At 71.7% G+C, this 17,507-nt stretch carries 15 protein-coding genes (1 of these 15 running past the window's edge); 9 read left to right on the forward strand and 6 right to left on the reverse strand.

The window, feature by feature from the left end:
- Window positions 1–897 carry the 5' end (the start) of a trypsin-like serine protease gene (locus ACFV4G_RS11075; protein WP_380438823.1) on the reverse strand. It extends 1,518 nt beyond the left edge of the window, so only the first 897 of its 2,415 coding nucleotides appear in the window; the start codon lies at window positions 895–897; the stop codon falls past the left edge of the window.
- Window positions 898–1,258: 361 nt separating this feature from the next.
- Here ACFV4G_RS11075 and ACFV4G_RS11080 point away from each other — a divergent pair, with 361 nt between their 5' ends.
- The 6 genes from ACFV4G_RS11080 to ACFV4G_RS11105 all read left to right on the forward strand — a co-directional run bounded on the left by ACFV4G_RS11080 (window position 1,259) and on the right by ACFV4G_RS11105 (window position 10,498).
- Window positions 1,259–5,416, forward strand: a complete 4,158-nt coding sequence (locus ACFV4G_RS11080; RefSeq protein WP_380438825.1) for a polymorphic toxin-type HINT domain-containing protein — start codon at window positions 1,259–1,261, stop codon at window positions 5,414–5,416.
- 11 nt (window positions 5,417–5,427) lie between these two features.
- The gene (locus ACFV4G_RS11085; RefSeq protein ID WP_380438827.1) at window positions 5,428–5,997 is read left to right on the forward strand and encodes an Imm1 family immunity protein; all 570 of its coding nucleotides are present in this window, start codon (window positions 5,428–5,430) and stop codon (window positions 5,995–5,997) included.
- 312 nt (window positions 5,998–6,309) lie between these two features.
- On the forward strand, window positions 6,310–6,480 hold the full coding sequence (locus ACFV4G_RS11090) for a hypothetical protein (protein ID WP_380438829.1): 171 nt from the start codon (window positions 6,310–6,312) through the stop codon (window positions 6,478–6,480).
- A 200-nt stretch (window positions 6,481–6,680) separates the two neighbouring features.
- Window positions 6,681–7,118, forward strand: coding sequence for a hypothetical protein (locus ACFV4G_RS11095; RefSeq protein ID WP_380438831.1), 438 nt, complete (start codon window positions 6,681–6,683; stop codon window positions 7,116–7,118).
- The gene (locus ACFV4G_RS11100; RefSeq protein ID WP_380438833.1) at window positions 7,118–7,954 is read left to right on the forward strand and encodes a HEAT repeat domain-containing protein; all 837 of its coding nucleotides are present in this window, start codon (window positions 7,118–7,120) and stop codon (window positions 7,952–7,954) included. The genes ACFV4G_RS11095 and ACFV4G_RS11100 overlap by 1 nt, the downstream gene beginning before the upstream one ends.
- A gap of 789 nt (window positions 7,955–8,743) precedes the next feature.
- The gene (locus tag ACFV4G_RS11105) at window positions 8,744–10,498 is read left to right on the forward strand and encodes a hypothetical protein (protein WP_380438835.1); all 1,755 of its coding nucleotides are present in this window, start codon (window positions 8,744–8,746) and stop codon (window positions 10,496–10,498) included.
- Window positions 10,499–10,579: 81 nt separating this feature from the next.
- Here the strand turns inward: ACFV4G_RS11105 and ACFV4G_RS11110 are convergent, their stop codons facing one another.
- Complete coding sequence (locus tag ACFV4G_RS11110) at window positions 10,580–11,020, reverse strand: nuclear transport factor 2 family protein (protein WP_380438837.1); 441 nt, start codon at window positions 11,018–11,020, stop codon at window positions 10,580–10,582.
- Between the two features lie 2 nt (window positions 11,021–11,022).
- Window positions 11,023–11,877, reverse strand: coding sequence for an NmrA family NAD(P)-binding protein (locus ACFV4G_RS11115; protein ID WP_380438839.1), 855 nt, complete (start codon window positions 11,875–11,877; stop codon window positions 11,023–11,025).
- A 112-nt stretch (window positions 11,878–11,989) separates the two neighbouring features.
- On the opposite strand from ACFV4G_RS11115, the gene ACFV4G_RS11120 reads away from it, so the two are divergent.
- A complete protein-coding gene (locus tag ACFV4G_RS11120; RefSeq protein ID WP_380438841.1) occupies window positions 11,990–12,934 on the forward strand; it encodes a cupin domain-containing protein in 945 nt (314 codons plus the stop codon).
- Window positions 12,935–13,047: 113 nt separating this feature from the next.
- Here the strand turns inward: ACFV4G_RS11120 and ACFV4G_RS11125 are convergent, their stop codons facing one another.
- A complete protein-coding gene (locus ACFV4G_RS11125; RefSeq protein WP_380438843.1) occupies window positions 13,048–13,395 on the reverse strand; it encodes a hypothetical protein in 348 nt (115 codons plus the stop codon).
- Between the two features lie 314 nt (window positions 13,396–13,709).
- Here ACFV4G_RS11125 and ACFV4G_RS11130 point away from each other — a divergent pair, with 314 nt between their 5' ends.
- Window positions 13,710–14,507 carry a hypothetical protein gene (locus tag ACFV4G_RS11130; RefSeq protein ID WP_380438845.1) on the forward strand — a complete coding sequence of 266 codons (798 nt, stop codon included), beginning with the start codon at window positions 13,710–13,712 and terminating at the stop codon, window positions 14,505–14,507.
- Between the two features lie 123 nt (window positions 14,508–14,630).
- Here ACFV4G_RS11130 and ACFV4G_RS11135 read toward each other — a convergent pair whose 3' ends face one another.
- Together ACFV4G_RS11135 and ACFV4G_RS11140 are read right to left on the reverse strand one after the other, a co-directional pair.
- The gene (locus tag ACFV4G_RS11135) at window positions 14,631–15,698 is read right to left on the reverse strand and encodes a hypothetical protein (protein WP_380438847.1); all 1,068 of its coding nucleotides are present in this window, start codon (window positions 15,696–15,698) and stop codon (window positions 14,631–14,633) included.
- A 410-nt stretch (window positions 15,699–16,108) separates the two neighbouring features.
- Complete coding sequence (locus tag ACFV4G_RS11140) at window positions 16,109–16,489, reverse strand: winged helix-turn-helix transcriptional regulator (protein ID WP_380438849.1); 381 nt, start codon at window positions 16,487–16,489, stop codon at window positions 16,109–16,111.
- Between the two features lie 75 nt (window positions 16,490–16,564).
- Between ACFV4G_RS11140 and ACFV4G_RS11145 the strand changes: the two genes are divergently transcribed.
- Window positions 16,565–17,494 (forward strand): NADP-dependent oxidoreductase, encoded by a 930-nt coding sequence (locus tag ACFV4G_RS11145; RefSeq protein WP_380438851.1) that lies wholly within the window; start codon window positions 16,565–16,567, stop codon window positions 17,492–17,494.
- Window positions 17,495–17,507: the final 13 nt, after the last annotated feature.

Raw genomic sequence — 17,507 nt, forward strand, 5'->3', positions numbered from 1 at the left:
CCCGCGCCCCCCCGCGCGCGCCCCCCGGGCGGTGGCGCGCGCGCGGGGGGTGCCCCCCCCCCCCGGCGCGCCCAGGCGGGCCATGACCAGGTCGCGGTCGGCGCGCGGCGCCAGCTCGACGACGTCGACGACCGCGCCGGTGCCGGTGTTGGTCAGGTCGGTGCGCCCGATGGTGGCGGTGGTCTTGTCCTTGGGGGCGCCAGCGGTGACGGTGGTCAGGTCGTCGGGGGTGTCGGTGAAGCAGCTGGCGGCGGTGAGCAGCCAGCTGCGGTCGACGAGGGTGGCGCTGCAGGCGCGCTTGCCGTTACCGATGTTGATCTTGGCGGTGTAGGCGAGTGACGGGTCGGTGGGCTGAGGCGCGGGCGGTGTGGCGCTGGAGCCGGTGACGCGCAGTTCGAGCAGGACGGCCCGGGTCTTGGGGTCGATGGACTCGCCGATGCCCTTGGTGGTGTCGGCGGCGACGCTGACCGTCTCGGCCGGCTTCTGGTCGGTGGACAGGCTCGCCTGGACGGAGCGGCCGTAGGTGGTGATGCGGTAGGCCTCGGGGATGGTCAGGGCCAGGTAGCCGGAGGCGCCGGGGGCGGCGAAGCAGATCATGTCGTCGTTGTTCGCCGGCTTGGCGACGGCGTTGACCTTGATCTGGAAGCTGCCGGCCTTGCCACAGTCGGTGACGGTGATGCCGCCGTCGCCGCGGGTCACGGTGATGCCGCGCAGCGCGAGGATCTGGTCGGCGTTCGGGTAGGCGAACGTCTCGGCCGAGGTCTTGGGGAGGTCGGCGGGGGCCGGGGGCGCGGTGTCGCCGGTGGCGGCACCTGCGGTGGTCCAGCCGGCGACGGTGGCCAGGACGAGAGCGGTCGACGCGGCCGCGAGGCCGCGTATGCGTGCGTGGTTTTTCATGACGCCTTTTCAGGTAAGCGGTGCGAAGGGCAAGCACCCCCCGGAAGGCCGCCCAAACTTGGACATTTGCCGTTCTTTTACGGGGGCTTGATTCACTGTCGGTTGCGGATTCTAATGTAGGCTCACCAACTAAGTCGACATGAATGTTTGAGTGCACTTCAGGGGGGCTTCGAGAGAAGAACCGGCTGGTCAGCCGCACTCGCGCCAGCCCCACGGGCCTTGTTGTGATCCCTTTCGCAAGGCCTGATTCGTGCTGCCCGAAATCAATGTCAATCAATATGAAGTGAGGTATTCCATGGGCTCGTTGAGGAACTCCGGCTTCCGGGGAAGGAGGACCGGACTCAGGCTGTTGTGCCGCACCGTGCTGCCGATAACGCTGCTGGCATCCCTGCTCTCCGCCTCCCCGGTGTCGGCGGACGAGACACCACCCGCGCCGCCGACCCCTCAGCTCACCGACCGCGGCCGGGTCCTGCAGGCCTGGAAGGACGGCGGAGCGAGCGTCAAGGCCGCCGCCGAGATCGCCCTGACCGGGACCGGCGACCAGGTCCGCCTCTTCCTCGGCACCCCGCAGAACCCCCAGGACGGCGAACTCGCCAAGGCGGAGGCCAAGGACAACCGCGCCGCCGCCCTGCAGATGGTCACCGTCGGCGGCCCCCGGCTGCGGGCGGCCGCCGAGGCCGCGCTCGCCGGTACCGACCAGCAGGTCGCCGCGTTCGTCACCACCGGCTGGAAGACGCCGCTGGAGCAGGACCAGCGCGTCATGGTGTCCCAGATCGCCGAGAGCGGTGGCCCCCACACGCGGGCCGAGGCCCTGGCAGTCCTGGACAAGCCCATCGCCGACGTCCAGACCTTCCTCGACCAGACCCGCTACTCGCTGGGCGACAGCGACGACCGCATCAAGGTCTCCCAGCTCGCCGAGAGCGGCGGGGACGCGACCAAGCAGGCCGCCCGGATCGCCCTGGAAGGCAGCGCGGAGGAGATTCGCGCCTTCCTGGAGACCGGCCAGAACATCGCCGCCGCCCGCGACCAGGAACACGCGAGCATCGACCAGCTCGTCCAGCAGGCCCAGACGGCCGGCGACGAGGCCGCGCGCAGGAAGGACGCCGCCAAGGAGGCCTCCGACCGGGCCGTCGAGGCGGCCCGGCTCGCCAAGCAGGCCACCGCCGACGCCACCGCCGAAACCCTCGCGGCGAAGAACGACGCCCAGCGCGCCACCGCGGCGGCCAACCGTGCCGCCGAGGCCACCCTGCGCGCCTCGGACGCCGCCCGTGCCTCGATCGCGGCCGCTCAGGCCGCGGTGCGGGCCGCCGCCGTCGCCTCCACCGCCGCTGCCCGTGCCGCCGCCGCGGCAGCCGGAGCGGCCCAGGCCACCACCCGCGCGCTCGCCGCCGCGGCGCAGGGCAAGGTCGACGAGGATGCCGCCGCCTCCGCCGCGCAGGCCGCCGTGCTGACCGGCTACATGGTCAAGGCCGCGGACAAGGCCTCCAGTGCGGCCTTCGACACCGCGATCGCCGTGGACCGGGCCAACGCCGCCACCCTCGATGTCGACGCGACCGCCGACAATGCCGACCTGGCCGGCGGCTACGCCGACCAGGCCGGAGCGTCCTCCGCGAAGGCCCGTCAGGCCGCCGCCCAGGCACGCCGCAACTCCGGCGAGGCCTCCCGCTCGGCCAAGGCCGCCGCCGCGCTCGCCAGGGCCGCCGGGCAGTACGCCGCGGAGGCCCGAGACGCCGCCGCCTCGGCTGCCGACCGCGCCACCAAGGCCGCCGCCTCCGCCCGCAACGCCTCCGCCAACGCGGGCAACGCCACCAACGCCGCCCAGCAGTCCGCCGCCCACGCCGAAAGCGCCCGCCAGGCCGCCGCCGACGCCGGCGCCGCCGTGGACAAGGCCCGCCAGGTCCACCAGCAGGCCCAGGCCGCCGAGGCCGAGGAACGCAACTCCCGCAAGGCCAACGGCATCGTCCAGGCCCAGAACATGAAGGCCGCCTACGACGCCAGCCAGCGCGAGGCGGACGACGCCAAGACCCAGGCCCTGCGCCTGGACCAGGAGTCCGTCCAGCTCGCCGCCCAGGCGGCGCAGCCCGGCACCGACCCCGCCAAACTCGCGGCCGCCGGCCGCAAGATGGCGCTCGCCGCCCTCAAGGTCCGCGGCCCCTGGGCCAAGGCCGCAGCCGAGTACGCGCTGACGGGCAGTGACGAGGCCGTCGGCGACTACGTCCGCACCGGCTGGAAGGCCTCCAGCGAGCAGGACGAACGCGCCACTGTCCTCAGCGTGGCCAACAGCAGCCAGTACGACGTGGTCCGCACCGCCGCCACCGCCGCCCTTGCCGGCGACGGCACCCAGGTCCACGCCTTCCTGCAGACCGGCCGCTACACCGCCGCCCTCAGCGACTACCGCATCAAGGTTTCCCAGCTCATAGAGACCGGCGGCCCCCGCGTCCAGGTGGCCGCGAAGGCCGCCCTGGAGACCAACACCCCCGACTCCCTCCTGACCTTCCTCAACCGTGACCAGTACACGGCCAAGGCCAGCGACGACCGCGTCACCGCCTCACAGCTGATCGAGACCGGCGGCGACGAGGTCAAGATCGGCGCCCAGGTCGCCCTCGAAGGCCCCTACCCCGTCCTCGCCGACTTCCTGACCACCGGCCAGTACCAGGCCCAGCAGCAGGACCAGCTCACCGCGGCCCACACCGCCTCCATCGACAACGCCATCAACGGCGCCCAGCAGGTCGCCTCCCTCGCCCAGCAGAACGCCGCCCAGGCAGCCCAGGCCGCCGCCATCGCCGCGGGCGCCGCCAACGACGCCAACAACGCCGCCGCCCAGGCCAACGCCGCCGCCTCCCAGGCCGCCGGCTACGCCCAGCAGGGCAAGGCCGCAGCCGACCGCGCGAACGCGTTCGCGGGCAAGGCCGCCGAGTACGCGAGCACCGCCCGCGCCGCCCAGGCCCGGGCCGGCCAGGCAGCGGCATCCGCCCAGAGCTCGGCCGCCTACGCCCAGGGCAGCGCCGCGGCCGCACGCGCCTCCGCCGACACCGCCTACGCCGCGGTCACCGCCGCCCGCCAGTCCGCCGAGAACGCGGGCTGGAGCGCCGACAAGTCCCGCGTCATCGCCGGCAGGGCTCAGGACGAGGCGATCGCGCAGCAGCTGACGCAGCAGGTCATCGAGATGACACTGGCGCAGGCGGAGGAGGAATGGCTGAAGTCGACCATCCGGGCCGCCACCAAGCCGAGCGAGTCGAGCTGGTACGACACGTTCTCCTCGATCGGCCACGGCGCCCTCGACCTGGCGAGCTTCTTCCCGGTCGTCGGCACGCCCGCCGCCGCGATCAACTGCGCCTGGTACGGCGGCGAGTACTTCGCCGACTACGCCAGCGGCGAGGACGTCGGGCTCTCCTGCCTGAGCATCATCCCCTTCGCCCGCCTGTTCCGCGCCGGGGCCAAGTACGTCAAGGGCGGGGAAGACCTCATCAAGTGGGGCACCAAGCTCCAGGAGTCCAGCGGCGCCATCAGCAAGTGGGTCAGCAACCAGGTCGACAAGCTGCCCGCAGTCCGACGGCTTCTTGACGACGCTCCGTCCTGCCCCACCCGTCCCACCGGCCTCCCCAACAGCTTTCCTGCCGGCACCCGCGTCCTCATGGGCGACAAGACCACCCAGCCCATCGAACAGATACACAGCGGGGACACCGTCACCGCCACCGACCCCGTAACCGGAACCACCGGGCCGCGGACCGTCGACGACACGATCTACACCCCCGACGACACCAACTTCACCGAACTCACCGTCGCCACCACCGACGGCACGAAGTCCACCGTCACCTCCACCGACCACCACCCCTACTGGGTCCAGAACACGGGCCAGTGGACCGACGCCGCCGAGGTCCGCCCCGGGGACAGCCTGCGCACCGACACCGGCGCCACAGCCCAGGTCGCCTCCATCCGGCACTGGACCGGTCTCGAACCCGCCTACAACCTCACCGTCCACGACCTGCACACGTACTACGTACTTGCAGGCGACACCCCACTCCTCGTCCACAACTGGACCCCCTGCTTCACCCCTCAGGACATCTTCGATCGACTCCCCACGTGGGTCAAGGATGCGAAAATCGACCAGAAGACGTGGGGGCAGGCCTTCAGGATGGGCAGCGACGGGATTTTCATCCGAGAGCTCTTCGGGCCCAAGATGGTCAGCGGCAACCTTCCGGAAATGACGAAAGAAATCGAAAAATTTCTCCTTGGGAAATTCGGCATACCCAGCATGGTGCATACGCACGTTGAGACGATACTCGCATGGATGATCCGGAAATCCATTCAAGAGACGGGGGGGAATCCCGGAAACCTTGGGATCCATGTCGTGATCAACAATCTCAAGGGGATGTGCGGCAACGGCGCGCCGGCGTGGACCGTAAACTGCTTCAGGGCCGTTCAGGAGATTCTCCCGGTTGGTCAGACTCTCACTGTGTGGGTCAATGAAGGTGGTAAAATGCTTGGCATTCCCATCGAGGGCTTGGCGATACTGTAGAAGGCGGCGGAGTGATCCTGACCATCCACGTTGACGGCGAGAGCCACCACCCGAAGACTCGACAGGAAGAGGATCGCCTTATCGGCAGGGTGTTGGCGGATCTGAAGTATGGGGACAATGCCTGGTTCGCACTGGATTTTAATCGCACCGACGAGGAATCATTCCCTGATAGTGCACTCGTCGTGTCGGTGAACACATCGACTGGATTCGGTGGGGTCATCTGGCTCGCGAGTCGGAATTATCCCAGGAAAGGTGGAGTCTATGACTCTATCTGGGTATCCGATAATCCCGTGCCACCGGCAGTCGATCCGAATGTACTCTCAGATCCGCACACTCCTATTGTCATGGATCCAGCCAGCACCTTTCCCGTTGCTGAACTGCGAAAAGTCATTGAGGGATTCTGTCGGGATAAAACGGGGGAAAGGCCGGGCTGTATCAGCTGGGTCGTAGGGAATATCGGTGGCGAGCGCACGGAAAAGGAGCATGGCGCAGGCCTCGACGGCCAGGCCGCTGCCAGCGCGCAAGCCGTGCTGGACGCCCTGACGGCGTACGTCGAGTCCGGAGACCACTCCGCCAGCTAGAACCGCCCGTACCGCCGTGGCGAGGCTTCAGTCTGCTGATGCCTCGCCACGTGTACTTCATGGCCTTGGAATTCCTTGGCCCGGTTTCACCATGGCTCGCGGCCGCACCTCCCGCTGCCGTTGGCCAACGATCCGCTCGGACAACAGATCGGGCCGGTTATCGAACGGGCGAGCCAACCAACCTAAGTAGCGACAGGCCAGATGTTGTGGCACGTGCGCTCACCCGCGGCGGCGCGGCGTTGGGCTGCGACCCCGACGGCGTCTACTGGACAGTCCGTCCGGCTACGCGTCGACGCCCCCCAAGCGGAGGTCGTGTCCCGGACGCGCGAGCACGTCGAGGACTTCGTTCGATACACGGCGGACCCGGATCCACGGTTACGGCAGGCCGTCATCCCGGCTCTGGGGATATTCCTCGATGACGGCTACCGGGTGATCGCGCTGTCGCCCGTGCTGCTGGCGGTCGCGAGCGGCTGCTCGCCGTGATCGGCATGGCTCACCTCCCTGGCCACGGACCAAGCGCTCGATGCCGACGTCCGGCTCGCCGCCCTGGACCACCGGGCCGCTTGCGCGCCGGAGTCGATCGACGCCGGCCTCGTCCCGACGGCGACCGCCCTACTCCAGCGGCCCGCCCCCGTATCGGAGCCCAAGCCCGGGCCCGAAGGGCGACGCCCGGCCGGCGGACCGTGGGCACCCCGCCGCCGCGGCCGAAACCCTCGGCAAGCTCTCCGCCGCCATCGCCGCACCCGCACGCGCAGCCCCTCGTCGCGCTCGTCGCGCTCGTCGCGCTCGTCGCGCTCGTCGCGCTCGTCGCGCTCGTCGCGCTCGTCGCGCTCGTCGCGCTCGTCGAAGCGCACCGCACTACCACGGCCCTGACGTCTGGGCTGCACCGCACCTGCTGCTGCGCCGGGCCCGCCAGCAGGCGGTCACGACGCTGGCCGGCCTCGGCGACGAGCGGGCCCTACCCGGGCCTGCTGACGGCGCTCGACACTGGCACCGACGACTGGCTCGCCGTGCGGGCCGCCAGCTACCTGCCGCAGGCCGCCGGGGAGTTGGTGCCGAGGCTGACCCGGCGCCTGCCGACGCCGAATTCTCCTGGCCCTGGGGATCCGCCACCGCGCTGATGGCCTCCCTCAACCGGCTCGCCGACCCGGCAGGCGTACCCACGCTCACCACGGCCCTGACCACCGCCGTCGAGCAGCAGCAGTGGCGCACCGCCGCCGTGGCCCTCCACACACTGGCCTCCATCGGCAGCGTCGCCGCACCTGCGCTGGAGACGGTCCGGCCGCTCGCCGGCGCAGAGGACCCGGACCTGCGCCTCGCAGCTGCGAAGGCCCTGTGGGACATCGAGGGCGATCCCGCCGATGCCGTGCCGCGGCTGACCACCCTGCTCGGCACCGATAGGCCAGCCCGCAGGCCTGGACCGATCTGGAAGCGGAGATCGGCACCGGCCTCCCCGAGGACTACAAGGAGGTCCTCGACGCCTACCTGCCGATGCAGATCAAGGGGCACCGGTACCTCTCGTACCCGGCCACCGAGCGCTGGAACCCCAGGAAGGAGATCCGCGAGACCTCCCGAGTCTGGGCCGACCCTTGACTGGGACCGGGAGCACTGGCTGGAACCGGAAAAGAACATCCGCGCCGCCCTCTGCCTGCAGGAGGTCAGGCTCGGGACGAAGGATGGCCTGATCCCCGTCACCGGCACCGACCGCGGCGAATACGTCATCCTGGCGCCACTGCCCGATGGCACAGGGCAGCGGATCTGTGAGGTGGAGCACGACGGATCCTGGTACAAGTACCGGATGGGCTTCGCCGAATGGCTCTACCGCTACCTGGCCGGCGAGGATATGGTCGGCCCGAACAGCTCCGCCTTCTGCCCCGGCCCGGTGTTGCTCGAACTGCTCCCGATCTCACCCGATAGCCGCCCCACGCGGAGGTACGGTCCGAAGCGCGGCATGTGACCAACGCCGTGGCCATAAAGGGTGCCCCTCGCTCGCCCTGGTTCAGCGCAACGACGCTTGCGACGACCGCCGTTCCGGCGAACACCCCGGCACGGTCATGGCAGCATCTGTTCCGGGAGCCCGAATTTCGTCCTGGCATGTGGTCACCCCGGCAGATCGACCCGTGTCCGGACCCGCACGACCCGGTCATCGATCGTCAGCACGTCGCCGCGGAGCCGAAACCGGGCGGCCGCAGATCCACCCTGGCTGCCGCGAGGAGACAACGCTGGAGCGGCCGGCGCGGGGTCTTGATCGTCGGACCGTCAGCGGCAGATCCAGAAGCCGTCCCGGACCGCATGGGCCGAGCATCCCGGAGGGGCGGCGACGCCGCGGCGGGCTATTGCTGGTGGTATCACGTACGCCGATCTTGACCTGTCAACTCACAACCGGACGGGCGTCGGCGGGGTGACGGGCGAGGTTCACGAACGGCAGGCCGGCCGAGCCTGACCAGTTCGTCCTGGGGACGCTCTGCTGCATCGCTCCAGGGGACGCCACCGCCGCGGATGTGGGGAGCGCGGCCGGTAGTGGGGGGAACTGCGTGATGTCGTGGCGGTTCCCACCGTTCGGCGTGACGGCGGGAGCCGGCGGTGAACCGGCCGGGGGTGGTGCGCCGTATCCCTCGGCGAGGACCTCCCCGTGGGCGGTGGCGGAACCCGGGGCGGGTGCCGGTTGCCGTCCGCGGTGTGCGCCTCGCGTCGGATTCCTCGCGGCCGTCCCCCGGTTCCGTCCCAGTTCAGGAGCGCCCCCGTCATGCCCAAGCACCGGCTCAGCCGTCGTCGTCGGATCGCCGCAGCCGCCACCGCGATCGCGGCCGGTGGCGTCCTGATCGTCGCGCAGAACGGCGCTCCGGCCGCCACCGTCGATCCGATCGGCCTCAACGCCGCCTACGCGTACCTGGGGTGGGGTGACGCCCAGGACCCGGTCGACGTGATGAAGGCGACCGGGCTCAAGCAGTTCACCCTCGCCTTCCTGCTCGCCGGCGAGGGCTGCGATCCGAAGTGGGACGGGCAGCGCCCGCTGAACGGCGGCCAGGACGAGGCGAAGATCAGGGCGATCCGCGCGGCGGGCGGCGACGTCGTGGCCTCCTTCGGCGGCTGGGACGGCACCAAGCTCGGCGAGAAGTGCGCGGACTCCGCCCAACTCGCCGCCGCCTACCAGAAGGTGATCGACGCCTACCAGCTCAAGGCGATCGACATCGACATCGAGGACACCGAGCTGAGCCACGCCGACGCCCGCCAGCGGGTGGTGGACGCGCTCGGCGCGGTCAAGGCGAAGAACCCCGGCCTGCGGGTCTTCGTCACCTTCAGTGCCGAGCTGAACGGCCCCGACGCCTCCGGCGCCGACCTGATCGCGCGGGCCGCCAAGGCCGGTGTGCAGGTGGACGGTTGGGTGGTGATGCCGTTCGACTTCGACAACCACCCGGGCACGATGGTCGACGCGACCGTCTCCGCTGTCACCGGGCTCCAGCAGACCCTCGTCCGCGCGTACGGCTACGACCAGGACACCGCGTGGCGGCACTCCGGCCTGTCGTCCATCAACGGGCACTCCGACAGCCCGGACGAGGTCGTCAGCCCGGCGGACTTCCGTGCCATGCGGGACTTCGCCGCCTCCCACCACCTCGCCCGCTTCACCTACTGGGCCGTCAACCGGGACCGGCCCTGCGCCGGCGCGTTCACCAAGGACGCCGCCTCGGTCTGCGGCGGGATCCAGCAGGAGCCGTACGAGTTCACGAAGATCGTGGCCGGCTACCACGCCGATTCGGCGCCGTCCGAGCCGACCGGCGGCGGCTCGCACTGCCCCGGCTCGAAGCCCTCGACCGGGCTCACCGCCTCCGCCGAGCTGGCGGACGATGGTGAGTCGCCGGTGCCCGGTGTGAGCCCGATGCCGGGGACCCGCCTGACGGCTCGCCGCGCAGAGACGGCCAAACCGACGGAGGGCGGCGGCGAGGCGGGAACGAAGGAGGCCCGGCGCGCCGCGGCGACCGCCTCCGCCGAGCCGACGGACGACGGCGACCCGTCCGGCAGCCCGACGGCCGACCAGCCGAAGCACGGGACGTCCAGGCCCACCAGCCCGGCCGCGTCCCCCTCGAAGCAGCACGTCTCGCCGACGGCAGCGCCCACCCCGGACTGCACCCCGGAGGCGGGCCCGGTGACCGGTCCGACGGTCGGCCCGACCGCCCAGCCGACGACGGCCACGCCGAGCGCCCCGTCAACCGCCCCCGCCACGGGCACCACCCTGCCGTCCGCAGATCCGACGCGCGGTCAGTCGATTCCCACCGGTACTACCACTGCCGCCACCACCACGACCGTCGCCACCACAGCCATCGCCGCCGCCCCGGCGGCCACAGCCGAGGGAGACACCCGCAACGGCCAGCCCCTGGCGTCCACCGGCGGAGGTGACGCGACGAGCATGCTCGTCGAGGGCGCGGGAGCCCTGCTGGTGCTCGGCGGAGGCTTCGGCATGATCGGTACGCGCCGCTGCAGGGAGGCCGAGCAGGCCCGGTAGAAGCCCGCGGCCCCGAGCGGTCGGCCGCACCGGCACACCCGGACGGTCGGCAGCATTCGTGCGCCCCTGCGGCTCACCCCGTCAGCGGGGATCGGCCGGCCAGCCGAGGGCACGGAAGACGGCGACGGGGTCGAGGTAGTCGCGCCAGTGCGTCACCTGGCGGTCCTTGACGGTGATCACCGAGACGAAGTGGTTGTCGTAAAGGCGCCCGGTGCGCACGGCGCGCCCGTGCACGGCATACTCCAGGACGACCACGGAGGCGTCCGGGTCCCGGTGGACGGCCAGTTCGTCCGCGCCGGTCAGGACCATCGCGTCGCCGTAGCCGCGGTACAGGTCGGCGACGGCCCGGCGGCCCTGGACGCGCCGCGGGTAGCCGGGGACGGAGACCACGTACTCGACGACGACGTCCTCGGCCAGGAGGTCGAAGAAGTGATCGCCGTCGACCAGGCCCGCGAGGCCTTCGCGGACGATCCGGAAGAACGGGTCCAGCGCCGCGAAGTCCTCAAGGTTGTCGATGGACATGGTCACGCACCCGTCCGTGCGGCCCAGGCACGGGCGTTGCGCCGCGCGAACTCCCGGAAGGAGGTCGGCTTACGGCCGGTGACCTGCTCGACGTCCTCGTTGGGCGTGGACCCGTTGCCGGCGATGATGCTGTCGGTCAGCCAGCGGAGCATCACGGCGTAGTCGACGGGGACGACTCCGGCGGCGACGGCGCCGCCGATCCAGGCCTCGGGGTCGAGGTCGTGGTGTGTGACGGGCTGTCCGGTCACGGCGGTGATGATGTCGGCGACTTCGCCGACCGTGAGGGCCTGCGGTCCGGTGGGCGCGTACCGGGCGCCGGCGTGGACCTCGGGGGCGAGCAGCGTCTCGGCCGCGACGGCGGCGATGTCGGCCGCGTCGACGAAGGCCTCGGTGCCGCTGCCGGTGGGGACCGTGATCGCCCTGTCGGCGACGGGCAGATGGGCGTCGGTGAAGTTCTGCATCACCCAGGCGGGGCGCAGGATGGCGTGGGTGACGCCCGTGCGGCCGGCGAGGTCGGTTTCGACGGCCTTGATGTCGATCTGCGGTGGGGCGTCGTCGGCGCCGTAGGTGCTCAGGTAGGTGACGTGACGCACGCCGGCGGCTTCGGCGAGGTCGAGGAAGGCCGCGACCTGGTCGGCGTACGTCGCCCGCATGACGGGCGTGACGAGGTAGAGGCTGTCGACGCCGCGCAGGGCGTCGGCGTGGGTGGCCGGGCGGTCCCAGTCGAACAGCACGTCGGCGTCGTGGCGGGCGGCGGTGCGGGCGTCCCGCCCCCGCTCGGCGAGCCGCTTCGCCAGGAGCGAGCCGGTGCGGCCGGTTCCGCCGAGAACGAGCGTGGTCTGCGGTGATCCAGTCATGGATCCATCGTGAGAGCGAGCCGGTGAGCGGATCAATGCGTGAATCGCTCGTTCTTTTACGTCAAACGCTCCGATCATTGCCCTCGGCGATCGCTCTGCCGATACTGATCGGGTGGACCTACTGCGTGATCACCTGGCGCGGGCACGCGCCGGCGGCGCGGTCTTCGCCCGGACGGTCGCCGAGCCCCCGTGGGGGCTGCGGCTGGCCGGCACGATCCAGCTGTCCGTGCACACCGTCGTCCGCGGTCGGGGATGGCTGTGGTTCGACGCCCACGACCCGGGGCGCGCGGTGGAACTCGTGCCCGGCGAGGTGACGCTCGTACGCGGCGGCACGGACCACTACATCGGCCACGAACCCGGCACCGACTGCCTCGAACCGGACGAGTTCCGGGCCCGGCACGCCCACGACGGGGAGGCGGACACGCCCGGGTCGACCGTGTTCCTCTGCGGCGCCTACCGGTTCTCCGGCGACATCGGCAACGGGCTGCTGGAGGCACTTCCCCAGGTCCTGACGCTGCAAGCGGCCGTCGGCGATCCGCTGCGGGACGTGATCGCCCTGCTCTCCCACGAAATGGCGGGCTCCGAACCGGGGCAGGCCACCGTGCTCGACCGGCTCCTCGACGTCCTCCTGGTCCTCGCCATCCGCAGCGACTTCCGCCGCAGCCCGACCGCGCCCCGCTGGTACCGGGCCTCCGCCGACCCCCGCGTGAGCGCCGCCCTCCAGGCCATGCACGAGGACGCCGCCCACCCCTGGTCCGTCCCCGAACTCGCCGCGATCAGCGGCCTGTCCCGGGCCGCCTTCGCCCGCACCTTCCACGACGCGCTGGGCCAGACCCCCATGCAGTACCTGACCGACTGGCGCATGGCCCTGGCGCGCGACCACCTGCGCACGGGCGAACTCGGCCTGGCGAGCATCGCCCGCAACGTCGGCTACGGCTCGCCCTACGCCTTCGCGGCCGCCTTCCGCCGCCACCACGGCGAACCACCCGGCGCCTGGCGACAACGGGAGGCGACGCGCGACAGGGAACTCCAGCCGAGCGGCGCCCACATCCACTGAGCCGGTCGTTCGACGTGCTCGGCGCCCCCTGCTCCGGGGGCTCGATTACCCAAGTTGAAGCCTGCGAAGGTCGAGCTGCATGCAGGTCACCCGCTGGGCCCCGCGACTCGGGCTCAACCATCGAGGAGTCGGCTCCGCCACGAGCCCTCCACGCCCCAGGGGCTGTCGGACATCAAGAGCTCGGGGCGCAGCACGGTTCGGCGATCGAATTCGGCGTCAAGACGTGCGACCAGTCGACCGAGATCGACTCTGGCGCCCACGGGAAGCCACACCAGCACCGCTTGCAGGAGGTCGCGCGCGAGTATCGGATTGCACTCGTCACAGCCCGTCTCGGGCTCTGGCAGGACACGTCCGGACTGGCTCAGATACCGCCGGCATTCAGCGAGAGCACCGGCCACAGCGCCGGTCCACAGCCGCTCGTGCTCCAACCGTCGGATGGCGGCACGGGTCAGCCCGGACACGCCGCGGATGCGGCGAACCGGCGCACCTCGTCCGGGCTGCCACCGCGAAGAGCGTAGCCCCTTCGGCCGCCTACGCGGCATTGCTCCTTCGGATCAGCACGGCGACATCCTTGCATGCGCGGTCCGCGACGCCCAGGGCAGGGGCTGAGGTGCTCTCGCTTCTCCGAAAGCAGATCACCGGCGTCCAGCAGCTCCAGCTTTCACCTGTCACCCACAACCGAGCCTCCGCCGCGTCACCAACTGCCGTCCACCACACACCCCCGAGCGGAGAATCCCGGTTGCCGGCGCCGATCACGAAGTGGTCTGATGCCGCGGTGGCAGGTACGAGCATCACCCTGTGTCTCCCAGCGGAGGCGGCCGAGCGGGTCGAGGAGGCAGTCGCCGAGGCGATGGAGCCCTTCTACCTCGATGCCCCGGGCCGGGAGGAGAACCGCATCTGGGACTCCTGGCGGATCGTCGGCCGCGCGTTCAACGTGCTGCCGGGCCATGAGACGGATCCTCGGCTGGTCGCTCCTCGTCCCAGCCGCTGGGGAGGCTACGTCGAGTCGCCGGTCAACGACGCGGGCTGGTGCGCCGGAGGGCCGCGCGAGCTGCTGGACTTCGGGGCCTCCACCGAGGAGGCCCGGCAACTGGCGGACGCGGTCTGGCTGCACTGGCACCGGTCGGCGGCCGAGTTGCCCGCCGCCCAGCCCTATGACGTCTACTACGGCCGCCATGTAACCGAGGGCTGCGCCTACTCTCGCGAACGGGCCGCGGCGGACTACTGGTCCCAGCCCCTGCTGCGAGCCTACGAAGAACACCGGGCCGGGCTCTCCACCGCGCGGTACTCCTCGAACTTCCTCTTCCTCCCCGACCCGGTCGTCCAGGTCGGACAGAAACCCCGGGAACGGTTCGTCGAAGGGCGGGCGGCCTGGGCCCTGCCCCGACGCAACGTGCTCTCGCTGGGCGGCTGGTGGTACGAGGACGGCGGACCGGTCGCGCACGGTGCCTGCCGCCACCGGGATGAGTGTCCGCACCGGCCCGAGCTGCCGGACGGTCAGCAGCACATCGACCGCTACCTCGCCGACCTCCCGGGCGACACCCTCCTGGTCGGCCTGCACTGCCACGTGTGAGTCATCGTGTCGGATCGCCGCGAATGCGCGGGGCCTGCTGCGGCAAGGGTGTCGACACCGCCGCGAGCAGCCCCGGCTTGTGGGCGGTCTCGGCCGGCAGGACGGTGCCCTACTGCGAAACCATCAGCCCTGGCAGGTCACCCGGAGCGCGGCCGCCGCGAGGTGGGCGTGGGTGGGCTGGCCGGAGCCCGTCCAGTCCTGGCCGCGGTTGTGGAGGCGGACGACCAGCGGGCCGCCCTGGGGGCGGAAGGTGCCCGCGTCCACCCAACTGCCGTGCCGGCCGACCTGGTCCACGGTGAACGAGCCGAGGTCGGCGCCGGACGCGCCGGCCACCGTGTAGTACGCGGGGGCACCGCCGACCTGCTGGACCGACGTCGAGTCCGGCACGTACACGGAGACGGCGCAGCCGGCCGCGCTCGCGCCGACGTCGAAGGTCCACAGCGCGTACGTGCTGTTGTCGTCCTTCGCGCGGTCGCCGGACATCGGCACCGCGTCGTACTGGCCGTTGCAGGAGTCACCGGTGTAGCCGCCACTGTTGACGGTCACCCAGCCGTCCGTGCCCTGGTGGAACGCACCGACCTCCTGGTAGCGCGCGCCCGGGCCGGAGCAGCCGGGCCCGGCGACGGCCCGGAAGCCGGCGGGCTGCGGCGCGGGTGGCACGGGCGACGCGGGTGGTGCGGGCGGTGCCGCCGAGGTGGGCGCCGCCGGGGCGGGCGCGGCTGCGGCGGCCGACGGCGTGGCGGCGGCGCTGGACCGGGCGGGCACGGCCGTCGGCGACGGCGGGTGCGTGTCGGTGGTGGACGGCGTGGCCGACGGGCTCTCCACCGGTGTGGCGGACGGGCTGGGCGACGCCGCCGGGTCCGTCGAGGCGGCCGGATCCGTGGGGGAGGACGTCGGCGGGTGCGCCCGGCCGTGTGTGCCGAAGGGCGAACTGCCGGTCGGTGCGGCGGCCGCGGCCGGGTCCCCGGCGGTGGCGCCGGGCTTGAGGAAGGGGGCGGCGATCAGGAGGACGACGCCGGTGGCCATCGATGCCGCCATCGCCGCCCGGCGCGCGTCCCAGCGCGAACGGTCGCCGAGGCGGCGCAGGTTCAGCGGCAGGCGTGCGGCGACGACGTCGACGGCGGTGCGAAGCCGCTCGGCGGCCGTGGGCCGGGGCGGGACCGGTTCCTCGGCGATCCAGGGGAGTTGCACGCCGGGGGGCTTCGGGCGGCCGGTCCCGTTCCCGCTCACCGGAAGCCCCCGTCGACGTCCGCAGCGGTGTCCAGGACCTGCCGGACCCCGGTGCGGGCCGGCCCCGACGGAACCCGGGCCGGGTCGTCGGCCGCGGCGGGTCCTGCCACCCCGACCGGCGTCGGCGGCGAGGGCACGGGCGGGGGCGGCGGGACGCACACCGCGAGGAGCCCTGTCACGACGAGCCCGAGAGCCGCCGCGCAGCAGACCAGGGCCGGTTGCCTCGGTGTCGCCGTAGTGGTCACGTTTCTCTCCCCGGGTGACGGTGTCCGCCAGGTTGCACGGCCCGCCGGGCCCGATCGGTTCACCGCCGTCGACCCCGGGTGATACCTGGAAGCGGCCGGGAGGATGTTCGGTGCCCTGGCAGGGCCTCACTCGCCAGGGGTGACCGGCTCGGGGTTGGCGTCGAGCGCATCGAGCACTGCGTCGCCGTTCGCCCTCGCCCACTCGGTCAGCACGTGGATCGGGTCGATCAGCGTCGCCCCGAGCGGGGTGAGCTCGTATTCGACGCGGGGTGGCACCTCGGCGTAGGCGTGGCGGCGGACGAGTCCGTGTGCTTCGAGCCGGCGGAGCGTCTGGGTGAGCACCTTGCGGGAGATGCCGCCGATCAGCTTGATGAGCTCGCCGTGGCGGACCGGGCCCTTGCTGAGGCCGTAGAGCACGACCACGGTCCACTTGTCGGCGATGAGCTCGACCACCAGACGCGCCGGACAGTCGGAGAGAAAGGGATCGCCGGGACCGAAACCGCTCATGGCGCCAAAGGTACCTGCCGGTTCCTATCGGAAACCTAGCCTGGATTCCCTCCCCCCTACGAAGCCAGGAGAGTCATGCGAGCAATCACCCAGCAGACGCTCGGCGGTCCCGAGGTGCTCACCATCGTGGACGTGCCCGAGCCCCGCCCCCTCCCGACCGAGGTTCTCGTCCGCGTCAAGGCGATCGGGCTGAACCCGCTGGAGGCGCGCCTGCGCGCCGGCGAGTTCCCGCTGCTCGGCCGGCCGCCGTTCGTCCTCGGCTGGGACATCAGCGGCGTGGTCGAGGAGGCGCCGCAGACGTGGCGGTTCAGGCCCGGCGACGAGGTGTTCGGGATGCCGTTGTTCCCACGGGCGGCGAGCGCGTACGCCGAGGTGGTGTCGGCGCCGGCGTTGCACCTGGCACGCAAGCCGGCGTCGCTCTCCCACGTCGAGGCGGCGGGGCTGCCGGTCGTCGGGCTGACGGCGTGGCAGGGCCTGGTCGACCTGGGCGGCGTGACGGAGGGGGACCGTGTCCTGGTCCACGGCGGCGGTGGCGGGGTCGGCCACGTCGCGGTCCAGATCGCGAAAGCGCTCGGCGCGCACGTGATCGCGACCGCCGGCGGGAGCAAGCGGACGTTCGTCGAGGGGTTGGGCGCCGACGAGGTGATCGACTACACGGCGGTCGACTTCACTCGGGCGGTCCGCGACATCGACGTCGTGTTCGACACGATCGGCGGCGACACCGTCGAGCGGTCGCTCGCAGTGCTCCGCCCGGGCGGTCACCTGGTGACGGCGGTCGCCGAGGACGATGCGGAGCTCGCCGCCAGGTACGAGGCGGCCGGCCTGCGCTTCAGCGGCATCGCGGTCGACCCCGATCCGGTCGCCCTGCGAGGTCTCGTCGAACTCGTCGAACAGGGCAGGCTCCGGGTGCACGTGCAGGAGACGTTCCCGTTCGAGCGCGTCGTCGACGCGCACCGGCTGCTGGACGCAGGTCACCTCCAGGGCAAGCTCGTGCTCACCGTCTGATCCCGTCGTGGGC

Source organism: Kitasatospora sp. NPDC059747 (genome assembly GCF_042732955.1).
Lineage (GTDB): Bacteria > Actinomycetota > Actinomycetes > Streptomycetales > Streptomycetaceae > Kitasatospora.